The following is a 21082-nucleotide window of genomic DNA, read 5'->3' on the forward strand; positions in this document are numbered from 1 at the left end:
GGGGAGGCAACGTAGTTAATGCGCGTGTGAGATAGTGGGAGGCGTGGCAGAAATGAAACCGTTGGCGAAAATGGCGCGCGACACCACGCGGGATAATCCGTGGCCCCTGCGTTTACTGAGCGAGAATATTAAAGCGTATGTGGAGCGCATGTCGGAACTGTGGGTCGAGGGGCAAGTGGTGCAGTTCAACGAACGTCCGCCCACAAAAATGTCGTTTCTAACTATCCGCGACGTGGACGCCGACGTGTCTATGAACATGACCGCTTTTGGCACGGTGATCGCGCAAACCCAAGGAAATTTGACCGCGGGGTCGCGGATTGTGGCGCGCGTAAAACCAGTGTTCTGGACCCGCTCTGGGCGGCTCAACCTGCAGGCAAAAGAGATTCACCCGGTGGGCGTTGGCAACCTGCTGGCGCAAATCGAACAGTTACGCAAAAAACTCGACGCAGAAGGCCTATTCGCAGCCTCCCGCAAGAAACCCCTTCCGTTTCTCCCACGCACCGTGGGGCTAATCTGCGGGCGGAACGCCAAGGCGAAAGACGACGTGATTGTTAACGCTCGGCTGCGTTGGCCCGCAACCAAGTTCGAGATTCGTGAAGTTCTGGTACAGGGCCCGCAATCTGCTGCGCAAGTGAGCCGTGCGATCACGGAACTGGACGGGCTGGAACACGTGGATGTGATTATTGTGGCGCGCGGCGGCGGCTCCGTGGAAGACCTCCTGCCGTTTTCCGAAGAAATCGTGGTGCGCGCCGCGGCGGACGCGCACACCCCGATTGTGTCCGCGATCGGCCACGAAGGTGACGCACCACTACTGGACTTGGCGGCGGACCTGCGCGCCTCCACCCCAACGGATGCGGCGAAAAAAACGGTACCTGACCTGGAAGCGGAAGGTGACGGGTTGGCGCAGGCACGCGCACGACTGCGTCAAGCAGTACTGGGACGCATCGGGGTGGAACGCAACCACCTTGAGCTGCTGACCTCCCGTCCAGTTTTCACTTCCCCAACCGCCTCCCTGCAAGGCCACCGCGCTACCCTTGAGCAAGCGCTAACTGGCCTGCGCAACACCGCGAGCCAACGCTTGTCTGCGGCCCGCACCCAGCTAGCTTCCGCCTTGGCATCACTGCGGGCCATGAGCCCTCAAGCAACTTTGGAACGCGGGTACTCAATTTTGAAAGCCCCCGGAACAGGTGTGCTCACGGACGCGGCGCAAGTGAAAAAGGGGGAGATCCTGCAAGCGACACTCGCCCGCGGATCAATGATTGTCACAGTGTTCGGCACCAACCCTGGCAAAAAATCCGGCACCAATCCTGGCGAAAAACCAGGAACCAACCCCGGTGAAGAAGAACTGACTCAGCCTTAACACACGAGCCCGCAGGCTTTAGTGACAAATAAAAATACAGATACGAAAGAGGACATTCATGACTGACAACAACCAAGCACCCGAAGTGGAACAGCTATCGTACGAAGCTGCGCGCGACGAACTGGTAAGCATTGTTCGCAAACTAGAAGGGGGACAAGCCCCCCTCGAACAAACCTTGGCGCTGTGGGAACGCGGGGAAGCACTAGCGCGCCACTGCGAATCCATCCTTGACAGTGCACAAGCCCGCATGGAAGCGGCAACCAAAGCCGACACCACGCAGCAGACCGCAGACCCCGAGCCCGCACAACAATAGCAGCGACGAACCCAATGCAGTATGCGTGTCCACATCGGGCTAGCAGCTACGATTCTTGCAATACTGACTGCCGTTCCGCGCCACCGCAGCCCCGAACTCGCCCCGCGCTAGTGCACCGACACAGTCCCGCGGGGGATACCTACTTACCCATCCGCCGTTCCCGCTGCGCGTAATCGCGCAGGGCCCTCAAGAAATCGACGCGCCGAAAATCTGGCCAGTACACCTCGCAGAAATAGTATTCCGAATGGACGGACTGCCACAGCAGGAACCCCGACAAACGCTGCTCCCCCGACGTGCGGATCACCAGGTCCGGATCCGGCAAACCCCGCGTGTACAAGTGGTCCGCGATGTCGTCAACCGTGAGCACGTCCGCCACCTGGTCGATCGTCATTCCCTTCGCAGACTGATCACGCAGTAACGACCGGACTGCATCCGTGATCTCGTGCCGGCCACCGTAACCAATGGCCACATTCACCGTCATCCGGTTATCCGGGCCTTCAATCTGATTCGACTCCACCGTTTTGCACAGGGACTGCGCCACCGATTCGGGCAGCAAAGACATGTCCCCCACCACGCGTAAATGCCACCGCCCATCCGCAGCTAAGTTCGCGAACGTGTCAGAAATAATCGCGAGTAACGGTTCCAGCTCTTTATGGTCGCGTTCCAAATTGTCCGTCGAAAGCATCCATAAGGTAACGATTTTCACCCCGGTTTCTTCTGCCCACTGGAGCACTTCCGTTACCTTGTCCGCCCCTTTGCGATGCCCGTACGTTGCCGCGTTACCTGCCTGTTTCGCCCAACGCCGGTTCCCATCCAAAATGATGCCGATGTGTTTAGGGATGCTATCGCTCGCCAGTTGCTTCACCAGCCGGCGTTCGTAAATGCGGTACAGCAGATGATTCTTCACGCTTCCCCCAAACTTGATCGGTTACTCACCCTTATTTTACTGGAGGATCAAAATATATCTGAGGTCTCGAATCTGAGCCTAAGTTACGGTACCGTAAGTTATGGGTCTGTGCGGGATCCAAAAACACGATTCTTGAGGTCAAAACGAACCAGAAAGCAGGTGTTTCATGACAACCTACCGCCATCCGTGGCGACCGCACCTCACAGCGGCACGCGCTCGGGTAACAGCAAAACCATTACTGCGCGGCTGGATCCACCTAGTTGCCACCCCGCTGGCGTTCGCAGCAGCACTCGTTCTGCTGATCCTCGCGCCCACCACTCCCACGCGGTGGGCTTCCGTCGTCTACTTGGCATCTACCCTGCTGCTGTTCGGCGTGTCCGCTCTTTACCACCGCTTGTACTGGGGGCCGAAAGCACAGCAGCTGCTGCGGCGTTTTGACCACTCCAACATTTTCTTACTCATTGCTGGCACCTACACCCCCATCTGTGTTGCGCTACTAGACGTCGGAGCGGCCACACGCGTGCTGAGCATCGTGTGGATCGGCGCTGCTTTGGGCATCGGCACCGCCGTGTTCTGGCCGAGCGCGCCCCGCTGGTTCGTCACCCCCATTTACGTGGTGCTCGGCTGGGTTGCATTGTGGTACCTACCCGCCTTGTGGCACACCGGAGGCGCCGCAATCGTTTGGCTTCTTATTGCCGGAGGGCTTTCCTACACCGTGGGGGCGCTCGTCTACGGGTTCAAGTGGCCCAACCCGTCCCCCCGAGCATTCGGTTTTCACGAGATTTTTCACGCCTTCACGGTCGCCGGCTGGGTGTGCCACTGTGTTGCCGCGTATCTGGCGGTACTCACCGCTGTTTAAAGCACCTCAAGCGGCGGTGGGTGTCAACACCTACCCGGTAAACCTGCTAAGGTATTGACCGTTACTAAACGCGAGGTCCCGTTGGGGCCTCGCTTTTAATCACCAATAAGTCAAATCACCCACTTGGGGAAATGACGCACGGCACGGAGCTGATCTCTGATTGCCCTGTTAGAAGTATTAGGAGGTCTTGATGGCAGACAAGACATGGCTCACTCAAGATGCTTACGAGCATTTGAAAGAGGAACTGGAATACCGCTCCACGACCTTGCGTAACGAGATTACGAAGAAAATTGATAACGCCCGGCAAGAGGGTGACCTGAAAGAAAACGGTGGTTACCACGCGGCTCGGGATGAACAGTCCATGAACGAGACCCGCATCCAGCAGCTGGACACACTTTTGCGGGAAGCTGAGGTTGGGGAAACTCCTGCGGATGATGGCGTCGTGGAACCAGGCATGATGGTCACCGCTGAGATCGCGGGGCAAAAGAACGAGTTCTTACTCGCCACCCGCATGGCTGGCACCGGCTTGGGCGTGGAAACCTACTCGCCGGACGCACCTCTTGGGCAAGCCATCATTGGTGCGAAGAAGGGCGACGAAGTTAGCTACTACGCCCCGAACGGTAAAGAGATCTCAGTGAAGATCATCAACGCGGTACCGTTCAAAGGCTAAAGCAAATATCGGCTTGCGGGCAGCTGAAAGGCCGCTCATTGGCGGCTTAAAGGCGAAATATACAAGTAAATGAGGCGGAGGTTTAACCTCCGCCTCATTTCTATGCTCATTTTAAGAGTGACTCCAATGACAGTTTTGGAACCGGCGAAAACGACCGCACTCTCACCGGCTATTCTTCTTTCGTTGCTTCCTCATAGGCCTCCGGGTTAACCGGTTCCGCATCCGCTTGTTCTGTCTCTGGATCCACCTTCATCATCTTCGGATCGTATGTCCCCCGCACCAGTTCGTCTAGCTCCCCGGGTTTACCCCCGGGCCGGTCCTCTTGGGTAGCGACCTCCGGGAACTTGTCGTAACCATGCAGGTACAGCACGGACGTGTTGACAAACGCCAAGATCGGCACTGCGAACAGAGCCCCGGGAATACCGAACATGAAGCCACCGGCAGCCACCGCCAGCAAAACCGCAATCGGATGTAGAGACACGGCGTTCGACATCAGCAGAGGATGCAGGAAGTTTCCCTCAATCTGCTGGACCAGCAAAATCACCACGAACATGATCACCGCGGTTTGCAAACCCTGGTCCACGAGAGCAACCATAACCGCTATTGCTCCCGTAGAAATCGCACCCACAATCGGGATGAACGCACCGACGAACACGAGCACAGCCAGGGGGATCACCAGCGGTACGTTCAAGAAGTAGGCGCCCAAACCAATCCCGACCGCGTCGATTGCTGCCACCAGAATCTGCGTGCGCGCGTAAGATCCCAGTGTTATCCACCCGCGGATCGCGGATTCGTGCACGGGCACGCGCGCCCCCTCAGGAAGAATGCGGACGAACCACAACCAGATCCGGCGGCCTTCTTTGAGGAAGAAGAACAGGCAGAACAGGGCGATCAACAACCCCGACAGAACGGTCCCAATCGACGCCGTTACGGACAGGGCACCGGATGCGAGTTGAGACGTGTTCGCCTGTACCCACTGCGTAATCTCGTCAGTTGCCTGCGCGACATAACCGTGAATAATGTCCGCATTAAGCCCCAAATTGCTTTGCGCCAGCCAATCCAGGATCTCCCGCACGCCCTGCTGCGCGCGCTGGGCGAGCGTACCCACCTGCAAAATAATCTGCGTTGACGCAACTGAGACGAGGCCCACCACGAACCCGAGACCAAGCAGTAAACTCACGGCTGCCGACAGAGTGCGGGGGAAATGCAGATAATGCTGTAAGAACCGGTTCACCGGGTCCAAAAGCACCGCGAACAGTAGCGCTAACAGAACGGGAATAACGATCTGCGTGAGGTACGAAAGCAGGTACCCCCCGACAGCGACCGCCGCGATAACCACTAGGAAACGCCACGCCCATTCTGCACTCATCCGCAGTGACCGAGGTACTGTCTCTTCCGGTTCCGCGAGTTCCCCCTCGTATATAACTCGCTGCACAACCCGCGGTTCTTGCCTGCGCTCACGCAGGTCCGCATACTTTTTTTTGAAGGGCTGAAGAAACTCCGCAAGAGTCGGTTTGGACTGTGGTTCTTGCACAACGCCTCCGTATTGACTGGTCATTAACTCTAGTCAAGTATAGCGGCGTTACCGTAGCCGCTAAGTACAGATTTACATTTGAGACGGGTTCCGCCCGCAAATTAGATGAACCACACATTCCACTTCCTGCTAGGCCAGCCCCGCTCAAACCGGGCAGTTCCGAATCGGCTAGTACCGTCTGTGCCTGTTGCTAGAACCCGCAGGGTTCCGCCTCGGCCTGTTCCAGGTAACCGGACTTGGGGATTTAGCGGTAGTCTTAAGCCACGTCGTTTAACCATCAATTTTTGGAGGTTCGAAATGGCCACACGCGAGGGATCAATTCCGGGGACTGACCGGCCGGTGAACGCCACGCCCGGTAACCACCCCGTGCTGGGTACCCCTATCGATGGTCCGTGGGCGGACCCGCACGAAATCCTGTACGTCGGGATGGGGTGTTTTTGGGGTGTGGAACGCATCTTTTGGAACGTCGACGGGGTGATTGCCACCGCTGCGGGCTACATGGGTGGGACCACGAAGAATCCAACTTACCGAGAGGTTTGCACGGGCGCTACGGGACATGCGGAAGTTGTGCGCGTGGTGTACGACCCAACCCAGGTCAGTGCCGCCCAGTTGATGAAGGTGTTTTGGGAAAACCACGATCCCACGCAAGCTGATCGGCAGGGTAACGACATTGGCGGTCAGTATCGCTCATGCGTGTTCTGCACAACTGACGGGCAGCTACAGGCCGCGCAAAAGACCCGCGACGCATTCCAGAAAGTTCTGGCGGACGCGGGTCACGGGCAGATCACAACCGAGATTACAACATCCACTGAAGCGGGCCCGTTCTACCTTGCAGAGGGCTCACATCAGGCATATTTGCATCACGTACCCGGTGGGTACTGTAACCACGGACCAAATGGAATGACGTGCCCAATCGGCATCATTTAATCCGCGCAAATTTTGGTTAACCTACCGCTGGTTTACTTTCACCACGTCCGTTACGAACAGGAGCGTGTCCCCTCCTTTAATACCAGCCTGAGGTACCCCGGCGTCACCGTAGCCCATCTCAGATGGGATCGAGAGGACAACTCGGGAGCCTTCCCGCACTCCCAGCAGGCCCTGATCCCAACCGGGGATTACCATTCCGACACCGACCGTGAAATCCAAGGTTTGCCCGCGATCGTAAGAGTTATCAAACACCTCACCGCCAAAAACCTGGCCAAGGTAGTGCGCGGAAATCTGCGAGCCCGCGGTGATCTCTGGGCCCGCACCCTCGCGGATCACATCCACAACCAGCACGTCCGGAGCCTCGTCCACTAGGAACTCGACAGTTGGTTTGCGCATGAAGTTGTCGGATACATTCACAATTTCACTCATGGGAACTCCCCTCGTTAGTCAATAGTTTTCAGTCTATTTATCTCACAGGTGCATAAACCTAGTTATCGCGTAGGTGCATGAACCTTGTTATCGCGCAGGTGCATGAACCTAGTTATCGCGCAGGTGCATGGACCTAGTTATCGCGCAGGTACGAAAGCAGCCGCAAGATCTCTAGGTACAACCACACGAGGGTCACCATAATGCCGAACGCAACTCGCCATGCGTACACTTTCGGAGCCCCCGCCTCAACGCCGCGCTTGGCCACGTCGAAATCACCAATCAGGCAAATCGCCCCGAGCACGACTGCGACTACCCCTACGAACACCCCAATTGGGATGCCAAACACGGTTTGATTCGAGATCGGTTCCGAAATAACGTTCGTGGCCGTCAAGATCAGTGAGAGCACGCGGTAGCCAATCAAGCTAAGCAGACCGATGAGCGCAATCCGGCTGAGCTTCGCACTGTTGCGCACGCGCCCAGACTTGAACAGAACCAGCGTCACCGCGGTAACCACAAACGAAGCCAGTACTGCTTGCACCACAATCCCGGGGTAAGTGGTTTCAAAAATAAATGAAACCCCACCCAAACTCATCCCTTCTGCCGCGGCATAGAGGCAGATAAGAATCGGGGAGATCTTCTGCTTAAAAATGTTCACCATCGCAAGCACAAAACCTGCGATCGCACCCACTGCCAACATGGCCATACCTGCGCCCAGGTTCGCAGCTGCAACCAGCCACGTAACTGCCGCAGCGGCAACCACTATCGCAAGCATAGAACCAGTTTTTACGATCACGTCGTCATACGTCATGACCCCGCGATCCACCGCATCCGCGGACGGCGCGTAGTACGCGCTCTGGACCTGCTCGAAATCTTCCTCAGAGTAGCCCGCCGACGGTTCCGCCTGGGCACGCCGTTCAAAACGTGGCCCACTCGCCGTTTGACCATACTGCCCCGAAGCGTCAGATTCGTATCCTGGCATCGTCGGGTACCCCGCCGGAGTGCGGGACGTAAACGTTTTTTCGAGCGAGTTCATTACCGGGTTCGCCATCACTGCCCTTTCCCTCGAGAACAAAATCTTTCAAGCATCTACGAGAAATATACAAATCCAACCTGGAAAACCGCTAAAGACAGTACCCCCAGCCGGGTTCGAACCGGCACTGGATCGGGTTTAAGCCGATTGCCTCTACCAATTGGGCTATGGGGGCGTGGTTTCTATTGTACAAATTTGAGGCCTATAAGTCTCATTCGTGATTACGCTCTGAGTGGACGGCGCGTCAAAGGGCAAGAACCATTAGTATTAGTGGGTAGATTTTAACGAGCGCAAATAATAACGGAGGGGTTAACACCATGTGGTCCGATGGGAAACGACACTGGAGATTCGAAGCGGACCCCTCAATAATCCGGACCTCCCGGCACAATCAGGGGGTTTTACGCAAAACGCAACGCCCCTACATGTCATCAGCTGCGCGCCGCCACCGGTTCACAACTGACCCGCGCCGCGAACTAAGCTTTGGCGAGCGGATCCGTTCGATCCCTAATGCGTTCACACAGGCCACGAAGGATGAAACGAAAGTTGGGTTACTTTTAGTTGCCGCCGCACTACTGGCTTTGGCGTGGGCAAACTCACCTTTTTCTGGGATATATGAGGCAATCGCCAACTACGAAATCGGACCCGCTTCGTTGCACATGCACTTGCCGCTAAACTCGTGGGCTGCCGATGGGATCCTGACCATCTTCTTCTTCGTAGTAGGGCTCGAGTTGAAAACCGAGTTCGTAACCGGTGCGTTGCGGGATATCCGCGAAGCTGCCCTGCCGATGCTCGCCGCGTTCTTCGGCATGGTGGGGCCCGCATCCGTGTACTTACTAACGCAAGTGCTCACTGGTTCGGAGGCGTACCACGGGTGGGCGATTCCCGCGGCAACAGACATTGCGTTTGCCGTTGCCCTACTGGGCTTATTCGGTAAGGGCCTACCGCCCGCGGCCCGCACATTCCTACTTACCCTCGCGGTGGTGGACGATCTGCTCGCCATCATCGTGATCGCAGTTGCCTACTCGACCGGACTGAACTTCATCGCCCTCGGCTGCGCCCTTCTGGCAATCGTCCTGTTTGGCGTGCTGGTACAAAAACGGTTCATGCACTGGTGGGCGCTCATCCCGATTGCGGTGATCGCGTGGGGGTTCATGCACGTATCCGGTGTGCACGCCACCATTTCCGGGGTTGCGATGGGCCTGCTGGTTCCGGCGGCGCGGCGCAGGCGCGAACCCCAGTGGTCGCATCACCTGGCGGAAAAACTGAACCCGATTTCCGCGGGGATCGTGGTTCCGATCTTCGCGTTCTTCGCCGCTGGGGTAGACATACGTTCCTCCGGTGGGATCCACGAAGCCCTAGTTGATCCGGTCGCACTGGGCGTCTTGTTCGGGCTCCCCATCGGTAAACTACTCGGAATCGCAGGTTCCGTGTTTATCCTCACGAAATTCACTCGCCTACGTTTGGGCGCGGGTGTGGACCAGGGTGACATTAACGCGATTGCACTCCTGGCGGGCATTGGCTTCACAGTCGCTCTGCTGGTGGCCGGACTCGCATTCCCAGAGGGCAGCGCGCACATTCCACACGCCAAGCTGGGAGTCATGCTCGGTACCGCATCCGCCGCAATCTTCGGTGGGTACGCAGTACACCGGCGCGCCAAGCTACACGCCCGTGGCCCAGCCGCATATGCACGGGGCACGGTTCGGTAATCCGAGCTATACAGTTCGGTAACCTGAGCGGCACGGTTCAGCAACCAAAGCGGCCACGGCCCCGGAATATGCAGGTTGATCCCGCAGAAGGGTAAGGCGACCGAGCTTGCCGACGGTAGGACGACCGAGCCCGCTACGGGGATATCGGTCGAGTCTGCCCAGGGCATGCTCGCCAACCCGCGGGTTTACTGCGAAGAATCCGCGTGAACTAGAGAGAGCGCAACGCCGTCGAGAATATCGTTTTCTGAAACGATGATCTTCTGAGTGCCCGCGCGGGTTTCGAGCCGACGCACAATCGCGCGCCAAATCAGTGCGCCACCCCCGATCACGTCGGCGCGGCCTTTCGCCATGTAACCCAGCTGTGCTTTCTGCTCGACTGGCGTGTCGATCATGTACGCGCACGAACGCAGCATCTGCTCAACGCTGTGCACGGAACCGTGTATTTTCTGCGGTTCATACTCACTCAGGTCTAACGCATGCGCCGCAATTGTCGTTACCGTTCCCGCAACCCCAATCACGGTGCGTACCCGCGAGAAATCCAGTTCGTCATCGGCCTCACGCAGTAAATCATCCACAAACTTAATCCCACTGCCAGCTGCAAGACGTTCCGTTACCCGCACAGAACCCATATTCGTTGAAACCGCTTGAACCTGCCCGTGGTCACCAACCACGAACTCGGTCGATCCCCCACCGATATCCACCACCAACGCGGGTTCGGCCGCGTCCCTCAAAGTAGAAAGCGCACCTGCGTAAGACAGCCGTGCCTCCTCCTGGCCTTCTATTACCTCAGGGGTAACGCCCAGTACCTCACGCATTTTGGATTTGAACTCGGCTGCGTTCTTCGCATCCCTACTCGCGGACGTGGCGACACAGCGTATGTGTAGCGGATCCACCCCGTAATGCCGACAGATGTGCGCATACTGGCGTGCGGCAGCAACTGTGCGCTCAATTGCGGCCTCACTCAAATACCCGGTTTGGTCCACACCTTCACCCAACCGCACGATTTGCATCGTACGTTCCAGGTCGTGCCACTTACCTCGCTGTTCGTACCCCACGAGCAGTCGGATCGTATTAGTCCCACAATCCACCGCTGCCACCGGGATTGGCTTACTCAATCTCTACCCCCAAGGTTTTAACGTGCAACGCTACTTGTCCGCGCACTGATTTGGGTTCCACAAGCCCCGCTCTTCCATGCGTTTCAACGCCATGTCCCCAATCGGGTTAACCCCCGGGCCCGCTGCGAGTGCATGGCCCACTAGCGCGTGCAAACACTTGACCCGTGTGGGCATCCCACCTGCGGAAACACCACTTATCTCCGGTACTACCTGCACTGCATCTCGAGCCTGCAAGTACTGCTCGTGCGCCCGGCGGTACTTAGCTTGCAAGTCTTCATCCGCCCGCAACTGTTCGTTTAACTCGTCCATCCAATGCTCGGCTTCGAGCACGGAGCAGGCTTTGACCGCTGCCGGGTGAGTTAGGTAAAACATGGTTGGGAACGGCGTCCCATCGTCTAGACGCGGCGCTGTGGCCACAACCGCCGGGGCGCCACACGCGCACCGGGCAGCCACATTCAGCACTCCCCGAGGTTCGCGCCCCAACTGCTCGCGCACAGCTTCTAAGTCTGCCGCACTGATTTGCCCCGAAGCAGCACCCGCAACTGGCGTTTGCGTTCCAGCTGGAGGCTTGCCCTGGTCCTCATTATTAATAGCATTAACTGGAGGGTGATTACTGCTCATCTGCGGCATCCTTCTTGATTTTTGGCATCACGGTGGGTGGCGGCACGGTCAACTGGTCTGGTTCGGCCGCCATCTTCACGGTGTCACTGACCACCAAGTACCAGGGTTTCGCAGGTCCATCCTTCGCAGCTGGGCGGGTGGCTTCAAACGGCTTGTTCAAATCCTCCCCCGCATCCACCACGGAATACTGCGTTTCCCCCGGCTGCACGTACCCCAGGCGGGCTCGTGCCTGGGCGGCAATGTAGTTCTTGTCTTTCCACCGCTCAAGTTGCGAACGCAGCTGCGCATTATCGTGCGTCGCCTGCTCAATCTGCAGTTGCACATTCTTCTTTTCCCGCAGCTGCTCCCACCGCAGGTGAATGGGGTCCACTACCGCCAACAGCGCAAGAATCACCAGCAGCGCCACCCCCAGATTTTTGAACGGAACCTTCGTCGGATCCGGTTTCGGTTTCTCCCGCTCAACCCGCGGTACCTTGAGGCTGTTGACCGCTTTGACACGCTGTTTCCCTACCGGTGGGCCCGGTTTTTTCCCCGCCTTCACGCGTTTCCACCCGCGCGTGGGGGCACTGGTAGACGCTGGTCGCCCCGTTTGTGCACGAGGTGCACGCGGCCGTGGGGTGCGGGGTCGGCGTGCGGACTGCCTCGAGTACTCAGACATACCGGTAGTGTCTCACCTTCCACTGGGGTCCCTCTAGGCGGCGCGCGCTCGGATCAGAAGTTAGGATTCTGAGATGATCGCCACGCGCAAGCAGGCGCGCCGCCTCACTAGGAGACGGCGCGCCCAGCGTCGCTAGACGACGCTCTTAAACCAAACGCAGGTTTGTGCTTAGAACTTCGCGCGGGGGAACGCGGTGTGTCCCGCGTACTGCGCTGCGTCCCCGAGCTGGCCCTCAATGCGTAGCAGCTGGTTGTATTTAGCTACGCGCTCAGAACGAGCCGGAGCGCCCGTCTTGATCTGACCGGAGTTCGTTGCCACAGCCAGGTCCGCGATCGTCGTGTCCTCAGTTTCACCACTGCGGTGCGACGTCATCGTGTGGTAGCCCGCGCGGTGAGCCATGTCGATGGCGGCGAGGGTTTCAGTTAGCGAACCAATCTGGTTCACCTTTACGAGCAGAGCGTTCGCCGCTCCCATCTCGATGCCCTTCTTCAACCGAGCCGGGTTCGTTACGAACAGGTCGTCACCCACCAGCTGTACCCGGTCGCCGAGCTCCTTGTTCAGCGAAGCCCAGGCGTCCCACTCATCCTCAGAGAGCGGATCTTCAATGGAAACCAGCGGGTACTTAGCGACGAGTTCCTCGTAGTACTTCACCATCTCATCCGTGGTCTTGGCAGCGCCCTCAAACTGGTAGGCACCGTCCTTAAAGAACTCGGTGGACGCCACGTCGAGTGCCAACGCCACGTCCGCACCCGGCTTGTAACCAGCCTTCTCGATCGCTTCAATAATCAAGTCCAACGCAGCGGAGTTCGAATCGAGGTTCGGGGCGAAACCACCCTCATCGCCCAGGCCGGTAGCGAGCCCGCGTTCACCGAGCACCGCTTTGAGCTGGTGGTAAACTTCGGCGCCCCAACGCAGTGCTTCGCGGAAAGTGGGAGCACCCACCGGTGCGATCATGAACTCTTGAATGTCCACGTTCGTGTCTGCGTGCTCACCACCGTTCAGGATGTTCATCATCGGAACGGGAAGCACGTGGCCGTTTGGCCCACCCAGGTAACGGTACAGTGGCAAGCCAGCGGAGTTAGCCGCAGCTTTCGCAACCGCGAGCGAAACCCCGAGGATTGCGTTGGCCCCCAGTTTGCCTTTGTTGTCCGTTCCGTCGAGGTCGATCATGATCTCGTCGATGCGGCGCTGCTCAGCAGCATCCTCATCAATCAGCTCAGGAGCAATCACCTCAATGACAGCGTCCACAGCTTCTTGAACGCCTTTGCCCTGGTAGCGTTCCTTGTCACCGTCGCGGTGTTCAACTGCCTCGAAAGCACCGGTGGATGCGCCCGAAGGCACGTCCGCGCGGGCCGTGGTACCGTCCTCAAGCTCCACTTCAACTTCAACAGTGGGGTTGCCGCGTGAATCTAGGATTTCACGAGCGCCGATTGCTTCAATAAGTGCCACAGTCTATCTCCTTCTTTTGGTTTGCGATATCGTCGCACTACTTATACGTTATTACGTTTCTGGCCGCGGTGAAAGCATAGGCAAGGTTTTCCCCGCGCCACCCCAACCGCGGTTAAAGGTGGGCTGGGTAACTAAAGCCAATGGTCCCAGCTCAACGCGGATTTAACGTGACATTACTAACCGGTAGATCCGTCTCAGATTCCAATAGGGCCACCCACTATCTCGTTCAGGTGCAGTCACCTCACCCTAGTGGGTGTGCCTACAATCGATCCCGCCCACGGCCTGAAAGGCGTGTTTCCTTTTGCTTAGTTATCACCGGACATTTGAGCGGGCGCGTTTTGCGCCAGCACTCCGGGCAGTGTGGAGGCCGTCAGCACGTTCCCGGGGGCTAACTGCCCGTACCGCGGGTTCACGTTGAGGTGCTGCTTCTCCTGCGCTTTCGCTAACTCCGCGTTGAGCTGGTCTGCACCCCCACTCTTCGGGTCTTGCGCCACTTGCTGCACGGCTTGGTTGTTGCTGAAGAAATGCAGTAGGTCAACCGTTGTGGGAGTGAACTTTACCCCCAAGTGTTTCTCTTGCTCAGTGAACTGGTTGCGCACATCCCCCACGGCTACTGCCACGTTGTGATCTTTCGCTACCTGCTCGAACGCATCTTTGTACGACAGGTAGTTCACCACCATTGCGGGCGTTATGTTATTCTGCAGCGCCTGCGACAGTTGCTGCGAAGCTTCACTCACATCTGCCTGCGAGTACTGCGTCCCGTTCACAATCACCGCTGCCCCGGGGTGTGTGCCACAGGCTGATAATCCCAGTGTGGCTGCTAGCAAACCTGCTGCTAAAAACCGCTTTTTCACTAATCCTCCCAAAAGTTTTCTCACCGCTTCTATGCTACCCGCTGCACCCTATGGTACCCATTCAGTGGCTGCGGGCGGGTTTGTAAGCAACGATGGAGTCAATGAACTTGTCGACCCAGTCGATGAGTTCTTGGTCCACCAGCGGGTTCCCGCCTATGCGCGAGGTAGTGGGGGCGGGTACCAGTACTTGTCGAACCGCCGCTTTTTGAATCGCCCCTGGGTACAGGCGCTTGAGGCGCATTGCAGCTGCATCTGACAGTTCTGCCGGGGCGAAGCGAATGTATTTGCCCTGCGCCACGACCTCCTCAATCCCTTCCGCCCGGGCGTGAGCACGCAAGCCAGACAGGGCGAACAGCAGTTGCACCTGCTCTGGGATCGGCCCGTACCGGTCGGTGAGTTCGTCGCGCACGTCCGCCGCGTCTTGCGCCGACGTGAGAGCGGCGATTTTCGCATACGTTTCGAGCCGCAGTTGCTCGCCCTTTATGTACTCAACGGGAATGTGCGCGTCGATTTGTAGTTCGATCCGGCAGTCCTCCCGTTTCTCTTCTTCCCCACCGCGGAAGGCGGTTACCGCGTCGGCCACCATGCGCACGTACAGGTCGAATCCGACGCCCGCGATATGCCCGGACTGTTCTCCGCCAAGCAGGTTACCGGCCCCGCGGATTTCCAAATCTTTTTGCGCTACCGCCAGACCCGCCCCCAAATCCGTGTTCGCCGCGATTGTGCTTAAACGTTCGTGCGCCGTTTCTGTGAGCGCCTTATCCCCCGGGTAGAGGAAGTACGCGTAGGCTCGTTCCCGGCCCCGCCCGACGCGGCCGCGCAGTTGGTGGAGTTGCGACAGGCCCATGGCGTCCGCCCGATCCACAATCAGCGTGTTCGCGTTCGAAATGTCCAACCCGGTTTCGACAATCGTGGTGCACACGAGGACGTCGAATTCCCGATTCCAAAAGTCCACGATCACGGCCTCAAGCTGGGATTCAGACAGCTTCCCATGCGCAACCCGCACGCGTGCTTGCGGCACTAGCTCCTGCAAGTGCGCCGCCACCTTATCGATATCATTCACCCGGTTGTGCACGTAGAACACCTGCCCGTCGCGCAGCAGTTCTCGTTTAATGGCGGCACTGACCTGCTGATCCGTATACGCCCCCACAAACGTCAAAATCGGATGGCGATCCTCCGGTGGGGTTTGCAGCAAAGACATTTCCCTCAGGCCCGTAACCGCCATCTCCAAGGTGCGTGGAATAGGGGTCGCAGACATGGATAGCACGTCCGCGTTCGTGCGTAATTGCTTGAGGGTTTCTTTGTGCTCGACGCCGAAACGCTGTTCCTCATCAATAATTACCAACCCCAGGTCCTTGAACCGGACCGCACCGGTCAGAAGGGAGTGGGTGCCAATCACAATGTCAATTTGCCCGTCGAGGAGACGTTGCTGAACCTCCTGTGATTCCTTGCGGGTTGAAAACCGCGATAGTGACGCCACTTCGATCGGGAACCCGGCATAACGCTGCGTGAACGTTTCCATGTGCTGCTGAACAAGCAGCGTGGTGGGGACGAGGACGGCAACTTGTTTACCGTCCATCACGGCTTTGAACGCCGCGCGCACTGCGATCTCCGTTTTCCCATACCCCACGTCGCCACACAGCAGCCGGTCCATCGGCACGGGTTTTTCCATGTCGGATTTAACTTCGTCGATCGTCACCAGCTGGTCGGGAGTTTCCACGTGTTCAAATGCGTCTTCCAGTTCGCGTTGCCACGGGGTGTCCGGGCTGAATGCGTGCCCTTTAGTGGCTTGCCGAGCCGCGTAGAGACGCACGAGTTCACCCGCGATTTCCCGTACGGCTTTGCGGGCACGGGCTTTAGTCTTCGCCCATTCGGCCCCACCCATTTTTGACAGGGAGGGAGCATCGGAACCAGAGTATTTCGAAACTTGGTCAAGCTGGTCGGTGGGCACGTAGAGGCGATCCCCCGGCTGTCCGCGCCGCGTGGGTGCATATTCAATTAGGAGGTAGTCGCGCGTCACCGCCTGCTTCCCACTACCCATGGTGCGCGACACCATTTCAATAAACTTGCCGATCCCATGATGCTCGTGAACGACGAAGTCACCTTTTTTTAGCGTGAGGGGATCTAGGCCGCGTTTGCGGCGGGACGGCATTTTGCGCATGTCCGCGGTGGATGGGCCCGACCTGCCGGTGAGGTCGGATTCGGTGATGACCGCGAGGCGATGTTGTTCAAGCACGAATCCCACGTGCGCGCTGGCAGCGAGGACGTGCACTACACCGGGTTCCACGCACTGCGGGATCGCGTCTACGAGCCGGGCTGCTACATCTTTGTCGGCCAGCACGTCGCGCAACCGTTTCGCCGGGCCAGGGCCGGCTGTAGTGAGGACCAGGCGCCAACCTTGTTGTTCTAAATCCGCGAGGTCTTTTGTGGCTGCTTCGATGTTGCCGCGGTATGGCACTACGGCACGGGCCCCCACCTGCATTAAATGCTTTGACACGACGATGGAGCCGTGCTGCGCGTCCGTTTCTTGGGTTTCGACTTGGTTTTGAATTGCGCCCGCGAGCGCAGCTGGTGGCAGGGCGGTTAGTTGCACCCACCCGAGTTGTTGATCATCGGCTTGAGTGTGCATTTCTTCTAGTGTCTTGAAGGAGGCCGCGCCGGCTTGTACGGGGATGTTCCCCCCAGCGGCAGCGGCACTCCAGGCGGCAGAGAGGAATTCTTCGGTTGTGGCCACGAGGTCTTCTGAGCGGGCGGCGATACGTTCGGGGTCGGACAGCACCACGGTGGTGTCACTATCCACGAGGTCAAGTAGCGTCACCATCTGGTCGACCAGTACGGGGCTTAACGATTCCATGCCTTGAACCGCGATGCCCTGGGCAATGAGTTCCAGGGTTTGTTCTGACCCGGGCAGTTCCCCCACGAGTTTTGCGGCGCGTTCTTTAACTTTTGGGGTTAAGAGGAGTTCGCGGGCAGCGGGTGCCCACAGGCCATCCGGGGCTTTCCCGACGGCACGTTGGTCGGATACAGAGAAGTAGCGGATGTCGTCGACTTCATCGCCAAATAGTTCCACGCGGATTGGGTGGGGGTCGATGGGAGCGAATACGTCGAGGATTCCGCCGCGCACCGCCATCTGCCCGCGGGAGCGAACCATATCGGTGGTTTCGTACCCCAGGTTTTTCAGCTGCTCAACCAGGTGGTCTAGGTCCACAATGTTGCCTTCGTGGACGCGCAGTGGTTCCAGCTCTCCGAGACCACCGATAATGGGTTGCAAAAATGCGCGCAGGGGTACCACTAGGATCCGGATGGCGCCCGCTCGTCCATGCGGTTCCGGGTGTGCTAAACGGCGCATCACCGCAACCCGCTGGGCCATTGTGTCTGCTTGTGGAGAGAGCCTCTCGTGCGGCAGGGTCTCCCAACTGGGTAGCACCGCCACACCGCCGGTGTAGCATCGCAGGGCAGCCGCGAGTTGTTCGGCTTCACGACCGGTGGCTGTAATGATGATTTGTTTACGAGCGTGCGAGTGTGCGGCAGCTAGCGCAGCAAGGGGCGCGCGTACGCCTGTGGGTGCCACGACCGTGGCGGTGACGCCCTCATTAATACTTTGCGCTGCTTGCACCGCCGCGGGGTCCGTTTTTATTTCTTCAAGTAAACCCGTTAGTTTCATGCTCTCCACCGCCACAGTCTATCGCGCACTCATAGCGTTCCCTACCGTACCCACTTAAGCCCGCGCCGACCGAGTCCGATTCCCCGCCCAAGCTGATTTCCTCGCGCCCTCGCGCCCACCCGAGTCCGCGTCGCTGTCCAAGCTGATTCGCACCCCGCCACCCGAGTGCGCCCCATCCGCCCCGCCCGATTTATACCTGCGTGGCTCAAATGAGCGCGCTCTTACCGGGTGTGCAGGCGCTGCTGCGCGGCCGGAAGGTCTGTGCTCACCACGTCCGTGATTGCATCCGCGGCTTCGCGAACTGTTATTTCCCATTCCACTTGGTCGCGTGGTGGGAAGTCGCTGAGCACGTAGTCCGCGGGGTTCATGCGCCCTGGAGGCCGCCCAATCCCGACGCGTAAACGCGCGTAATCGCGGGTGCCGATGGCTGCGGAAATGGATTTCAACCCGTTGTGGCCCCCTTCCCCACCGTTTTTCTTTAGCCGCAGTACGTGCTCATCTAGGTCCAGTTCGTCGTGTACTACCAGCAGGTGGTCGGTGGGGATTTTAAAGAATTTCATGAGGGCAGCCGTTGGTCCACCTGACACATTCATGTAGCAGTCCAGGTATGCAACTGTAGCGGCGGGGCCTGGGCGGCCTCCCGGGAGCGTCCCGAGCCGCACTTGCGCAGTGCTTGCCCCCGCCTTGTGGTGAGTGAACGTGCCACCGTTACTTTCTGCCAGGTACTGCACAACCTGGTGGCCGATGTTGTGCCGGTTCCGCGCGTATTTTTCACCCGGGTTGCCCAGTCCGACGATTAGCCACGGCCCACTGCTAGCCACGTTCCCTCCTGAGTTTCTATTTCCCTCTAGGTCCTAACCGGAATCTTACCGCGACGCTGGTATTTGCACCTAGAGTGACAACGGGGAACAATAGTTACGTTCTTTTGTTCGTTTCTGTATGAGGGATTTGCATGTATTTGCCGCAACCAGGCCCCGATGAGGAGGTCATTGGTGTGCTGATCCCCGTACCGGAACCGTGGCGGAGTCAGCTAACTAACTGGCGTCTACAGTTCGGTGACCCGCTAGCAAACCAGGTTGTGCCGCACATTACGTTATTGCCACCAACTGTGGTGAAAGTGGCGGAGCGCGTGCGCGTTCGGCAGCACTTACAAAAAGCGGCGGCAGGGAGCGTGCCGTTCCAAATTACGTTGCGTGGAACCGGAACGTTCCAACCCGTGTCCCCCGTTGTTTACATTCAAGTTGTGGGTGGGGTGCATGAGCTGGTGGCGTTAGAAAGTGATATTCGCAGTGGAGTTCTGGATAGGCCCACGCGGTTTCCGTACCACCCTCATGTGACTGTTGCCCAGTCTGTGCCACCGGAACAGTTGGATTTTGCGGCGCAGGAATGCGCGGATTTTGAGGCGTCCTGGGTAGCTCGGTCGCTTCATTTAGATACGGTCAGTGCGGGTGGGGCGTACGAGTCGAGGGCACTTTTTGAACTGAACTCATAGAGAATCCGCCTGTGCAGATTTTTGGGGATGGGCCCAAGAGGTGTTGTTGATCAGCGAGATTGCGCTATCGCTGGGCTGGGTTGGAATCGTGGTTGACACGGCAGAAGCGAGCGAAATCAGGTAGGTTTTCAGTATGCCGAAATCTTCACAGACACCACTGGTTGCGCATTCGAAACCGGCGAATGAGATTGATGTTGAACCGGTTCACCACCTTTACGCTCCCCGTCAGGCGGAGCATCACCATGTGGAGGGCCCGTCCCTGTCCGCAGCTTGGGCTGCAAAAACGTGGGGAGAGAAGGCGAAGCTTGCGCTCTCGTGGTGGAAGCACACCCGCGTGGCACGTGGTTTGGATCGCTACAGTGTTAAACGCGGTAACCTGCTGGCCGGGGGGATTTCTTACGTAGCGATTTTCTCTATAACCGCGGCTTTAACCGTGGGGTGGACGATTTTCATGGCGGTGTTAGGGTCTAACGCGGAGCTTCGCAACGCGGTATTGGACGCGATAGATTCTTCAATGCCCGGTTTGATTCAAACTTCCGGCCATCCGGAGGGTCTGGTCAACCCCGATTCTTTGGTGGCAGATTCCCCGTTTACTCTGACTGGTTTCATTGCTCTAGTGTTATTTTTGTTTTCTGCATCTAGGGTTATGGATGCGTTGAAGAAATCGTTGTGGTCCATGTTTGGGATCGTTAAGATTCCGGAGAACGCGGTATGGATTAAGGCACGCGACCTATTTGGATTCGTGTTAATTGCCGGAGGGGTGCTGCTCACCGCGGTGCTGGGCATTGTTTCATCCACTCTCGGCTCTCAGGTGCTGGAGTGGCTAGGAATTTCTGGGACACTGGGGCAGGTACTACTTCGGATCCTGTCGATCCTGGTGGGATTGCTGGTTGACACGCTGGTGATTGCGGGTCTGATCCGGTTGATTGCGGGAATGAGGGCGCCCGCGAAAGATTTGTGGATCGGCGCGTTGATCGCTGGGGTAGGTTCCTCGGTAGTGCGTTTCTTAGGTACTTCCGCGTTGGGGTCGGCGGATAGTGCTCTTACAGGCGCGTCCGTGGCGATTGTGACGGTGCTCCTGTGGGTTAACTTGTTGGCGCGGATTGTTTTGATGTCGGCTGCTTGGATGGCGAATCCGCCGATTGCACCGACACCGGAATCAGTGCAGCACATGCATGGGTACGAGTCCCCTAACTACGTTACTGACTCGGACCGGCGCACTTTGCAGTGGCCCCATCACACTATGACGGGCGACCTGGAACCCGACCCGTTGATGGACCCGAACACAACGGAGATTGTTTTGGATTCAGCTACGTGGCATTCACCGCAGGCACGCCGGTTACGTCAGCGCATAGACGTGCACACCGGAAAAGCGGACCGCTACCGCCGGCAACTATGGACGCTGGGAAAGATTCAGCATCGCAACAAAAAGTAGGTGCAGATGGGCAAACTTCGTGGGGCTGCGGATTTATTTCCGCAGCCCCACAGTTTTTT

Annotated in this window: 19 protein-coding genes and 1 tRNA gene; 8 read left to right on the forward strand and 12 right to left on the reverse strand. The window is 58.0% G+C overall.

Annotated features, from left to right (window positions below; genetic code table 11):
• The first annotated feature begins 52 nt into the window (after positions 1–52).
• Positions 53–1360 (forward strand): exodeoxyribonuclease VII large subunit, encoded by a 1308-nt coding sequence (gene xseA, locus QS713_RS07160; RefSeq protein WP_313274033.1) that lies wholly within the window; start codon positions 53–55, stop codon positions 1358–1360.
• Positions 1361–1418: 58 nt separating this feature from the next.
• Positions 1419–1673, forward strand: a complete 255-nt coding sequence (locus QS713_RS07165) for an exodeoxyribonuclease VII small subunit (RefSeq protein ID WP_313273933.1) — start codon at positions 1419–1421, stop codon at positions 1671–1673.
• A gap of 139 nt (positions 1674–1812) precedes the next feature.
• On the opposite strand, the gene QS713_RS07170 is transcribed toward QS713_RS07165, so the two are convergent.
• Positions 1813–2580: an isoprenyl transferase gene (locus QS713_RS07170; RefSeq protein ID WP_313273934.1), complete on the reverse strand. Its 768-nt coding sequence runs from the start codon at positions 2578–2580 to the stop codon at positions 1813–1815.
• A gap of 166 nt (positions 2581–2746) precedes the next feature.
• On the opposite strand from QS713_RS07170, the gene trhA reads away from it, so the two are divergent.
• The gene (gene trhA, locus QS713_RS07175) at positions 2747–3439 is read left to right on the forward strand and encodes a PAQR family membrane homeostasis protein TrhA (protein ID WP_313273935.1); all 693 of its coding nucleotides are present in this window, start codon (positions 2747–2749) and stop codon (positions 3437–3439) included.
• A 190-nt stretch (positions 3440–3629) separates the two neighbouring features.
• Entirely contained in the window at positions 3630–4109 is a 480-nt protein-coding gene (greA, locus tag QS713_RS07180; protein WP_102217141.1) for a transcription elongation factor GreA, read from the forward strand.
• A gap of 169 nt (positions 4110–4278) precedes the next feature.
• On the opposite strand, the gene QS713_RS07185 is transcribed toward greA, so the two are convergent.
• Positions 4279–5667 (reverse strand): AI-2E family transporter, encoded by a 1389-nt coding sequence (locus tag QS713_RS07185; RefSeq protein ID WP_313273955.1) that lies wholly within the window; start codon positions 5665–5667, stop codon positions 4279–4281.
• A gap of 273 nt (positions 5668–5940) precedes the next feature.
• Between QS713_RS07185 and msrA the strand changes: the two genes are divergently transcribed.
• On the forward strand, positions 5941–6570 hold the full coding sequence (msrA, locus tag QS713_RS07190) for a peptide-methionine (S)-S-oxide reductase MsrA (RefSeq protein ID WP_313273956.1): 630 nt from the start codon (positions 5941–5943) through the stop codon (positions 6568–6570).
• 21 nt (positions 6571–6591) lie between these two features.
• On the opposite strand, the gene QS713_RS07195 is transcribed toward msrA, so the two are convergent.
• From QS713_RS07195 to QS713_RS07205, 3 genes are all read right to left on the reverse strand, one after another.
• The gene (locus QS713_RS07195; RefSeq protein WP_376779575.1) at positions 6592–6999 is read right to left on the reverse strand and encodes an FKBP-type peptidyl-prolyl cis-trans isomerase; all 408 of its coding nucleotides are present in this window, start codon (positions 6997–6999) and stop codon (positions 6592–6594) included.
• A gap of 133 nt (positions 7000–7132) precedes the next feature.
• The gene (locus QS713_RS07200; RefSeq protein ID WP_313273957.1) at positions 7133–8047 is read right to left on the reverse strand and encodes a Bax inhibitor-1/YccA family protein; all 915 of its coding nucleotides are present in this window, start codon (positions 8045–8047) and stop codon (positions 7133–7135) included.
• 83 nt (positions 8048–8130) lie between these two features.
• Positions 8131–8204: transfer RNA gene (locus QS713_RS07205), tRNA-Leu, on the reverse strand.
• A 142-nt stretch (positions 8205–8346) separates the two neighbouring features.
• Here QS713_RS07205 and nhaA point away from each other — a divergent pair.
• Entirely contained in the window at positions 8347–9735 is a 1389-nt protein-coding gene (gene nhaA / locus QS713_RS07210; protein WP_313273959.1) for a Na+/H+ antiporter NhaA, read from the forward strand.
• Between the two features lie 185 nt (positions 9736–9920).
• Here the strand turns inward: nhaA and QS713_RS07215 are convergent, their stop codons facing one another.
• The 7 genes from QS713_RS07215 to pth all read right to left on the reverse strand — a co-directional run bounded on the left by QS713_RS07215 (position 9921) and on the right by pth (position 18917).
• Entirely contained in the window at positions 9921–10850 is a 930-nt protein-coding gene (locus QS713_RS07215) for a Ppx/GppA phosphatase family protein (protein WP_313273960.1), read from the reverse strand.
• Between the two features lie 30 nt (positions 10851–10880).
• On the reverse strand, positions 10881–11471 hold the full coding sequence (locus QS713_RS07220) for a DUF501 domain-containing protein (protein WP_313273962.1): 591 nt from the start codon (positions 11469–11471) through the stop codon (positions 10881–10883).
• Positions 11461–12129 (reverse strand): FtsB family cell division protein, encoded by a 669-nt coding sequence (locus QS713_RS07225; RefSeq protein WP_313273964.1) that lies wholly within the window; start codon positions 12127–12129, stop codon positions 11461–11463. Before QS713_RS07225 ends, QS713_RS07220 begins: the two co-directional genes overlap by 11 nt.
• A 168-nt stretch (positions 12130–12297) precedes the next feature.
• Positions 12298–13578 (reverse strand): phosphopyruvate hydratase, encoded by a 1281-nt coding sequence (eno, locus tag QS713_RS07230; RefSeq protein WP_313273966.1) that lies wholly within the window; start codon positions 13576–13578, stop codon positions 12298–12300.
• Positions 13579–13883: 305 nt separating this feature from the next.
• Complete coding sequence (locus tag QS713_RS07235; RefSeq protein WP_313273969.1) at positions 13884–14432, reverse strand: hypothetical protein; 549 nt, start codon at positions 14430–14432, stop codon at positions 13884–13886.
• Between the two features lie 61 nt (positions 14433–14493).
• Positions 14494–18096, reverse strand: coding sequence for a transcription-repair coupling factor (gene mfd, locus QS713_RS07240; protein WP_313274036.1), 3603 nt, complete (start codon positions 18094–18096; stop codon positions 14494–14496).
• Between the two features lie 221 nt (positions 18097–18317).
• Positions 18318–18917 carry an aminoacyl-tRNA hydrolase gene (gene pth, locus QS713_RS07245; RefSeq protein WP_313273971.1) on the reverse strand — a complete coding sequence of 200 codons (600 nt, stop codon included), beginning with the start codon at positions 18915–18917 and terminating at the stop codon, positions 18318–18320.
• A gap of 131 nt (positions 18918–19048) precedes the next feature.
• Between pth and QS713_RS07250 the strand changes: the two genes are divergently transcribed.
• Both QS713_RS07250 and QS713_RS07255 read left to right on the forward strand, forming a co-directional pair.
• Positions 19049–19588: a 2'-5' RNA ligase family protein gene (locus QS713_RS07250; protein WP_313273973.1), complete on the forward strand. Its 540-nt coding sequence runs from the start codon at positions 19049–19051 to the stop codon at positions 19586–19588.
• Between the two features lie 133 nt (positions 19589–19721).
• On the forward strand, positions 19722–21023 hold the full coding sequence (locus tag QS713_RS07255; protein WP_313273975.1) for a YihY/virulence factor BrkB family protein: 1302 nt from the start codon (positions 19722–19724) through the stop codon (positions 21021–21023).
• The last annotated feature ends 59 nt before the right edge of the window (positions 21024–21082 follow it).

The organism is Gleimia hominis, assembly GCF_032085515.1.
Taxonomy (GTDB): domain Bacteria; phylum Actinomycetota; class Actinomycetes; order Actinomycetales; family Actinomycetaceae; genus Gleimia; species Gleimia hominis.

What these genes read in the sequence shown, in the direction of transcription:
- QS713_RS07195 (WP_376779575.1), bottom strand. Translation starts at nt 6,999, where the DNA reads ATGAGTGAAATTGTGAATGTATCCGACAACTTCATGCGCAAACCAACT.
- msrA (WP_313273956.1), top strand. Translation starts at nt 5,941, where the DNA reads ATGGCCACACGCGAGGGATCAATTCCGGGGACTGACCGGCCGGTGAAC.
- QS713_RS07165 (WP_313273933.1), top strand. Translation starts at nt 1,419, where the DNA reads ATGACTGACAACAACCAAGCACCCGAAGTGGAACAGCTATCGTACGAA.
- mfd (WP_313274036.1), bottom strand. Translation starts at nt 18,096, where the DNA reads ATGAAACTAACGGGTTTACTTGAAGAAATAAAAACGGACCCCGCGGCG.
- QS713_RS07200 (WP_313273957.1), bottom strand. Translation starts at nt 8,047, where the DNA reads ATGGCGAACCCGGTAATGAACTCGCTCGAAAAAACGTTTACGTCCCGC.
- QS713_RS07250 (WP_313273973.1), top strand. Translation starts at nt 19,049, where the DNA reads ATGTATTTGCCGCAACCAGGCCCCGATGAGGAGGTCATTGGTGTGCTG.
- xseA (WP_313274033.1), top strand. Translation starts at nt 53, where the DNA reads ATGAAACCGTTGGCGAAAATGGCGCGCGACACCACGCGGGATAATCCG.
- QS713_RS07220 (WP_313273962.1), bottom strand. Translation starts at nt 11,471, where the DNA reads ATGAGCAGTAATCACCCTCCAGTTAATGCTATTAATAATGAGGACCAG.
- QS713_RS07225 (WP_313273964.1), bottom strand. Translation starts at nt 12,129, where the DNA reads ATGTCTGAGTACTCGAGGCAGTCCGCACGCCGACCCCGCACCCCACGG.
- greA (WP_102217141.1), top strand. Translation starts at nt 3,630, where the DNA reads ATGGCAGACAAGACATGGCTCACTCAAGATGCTTACGAGCATTTGAAA.
- trhA (WP_313273935.1), top strand. Translation starts at nt 2,747, where the DNA reads ATGACAACCTACCGCCATCCGTGGCGACCGCACCTCACAGCGGCACGC.
- nhaA (WP_313273959.1), top strand. Translation starts at nt 8,347, where the DNA reads ATGTGGTCCGATGGGAAACGACACTGGAGATTCGAAGCGGACCCCTCA.
- QS713_RS07255 (WP_313273975.1), top strand. Translation starts at nt 19,722, where the DNA reads ATGCCGAAATCTTCACAGACACCACTGGTTGCGCATTCGAAACCGGCG.
- QS713_RS07185 (WP_313273955.1), bottom strand. Translation starts at nt 5,667, where the DNA reads ATGACCAGTCAATACGGAGGCGTTGTGCAAGAACCACAGTCCAAACCG.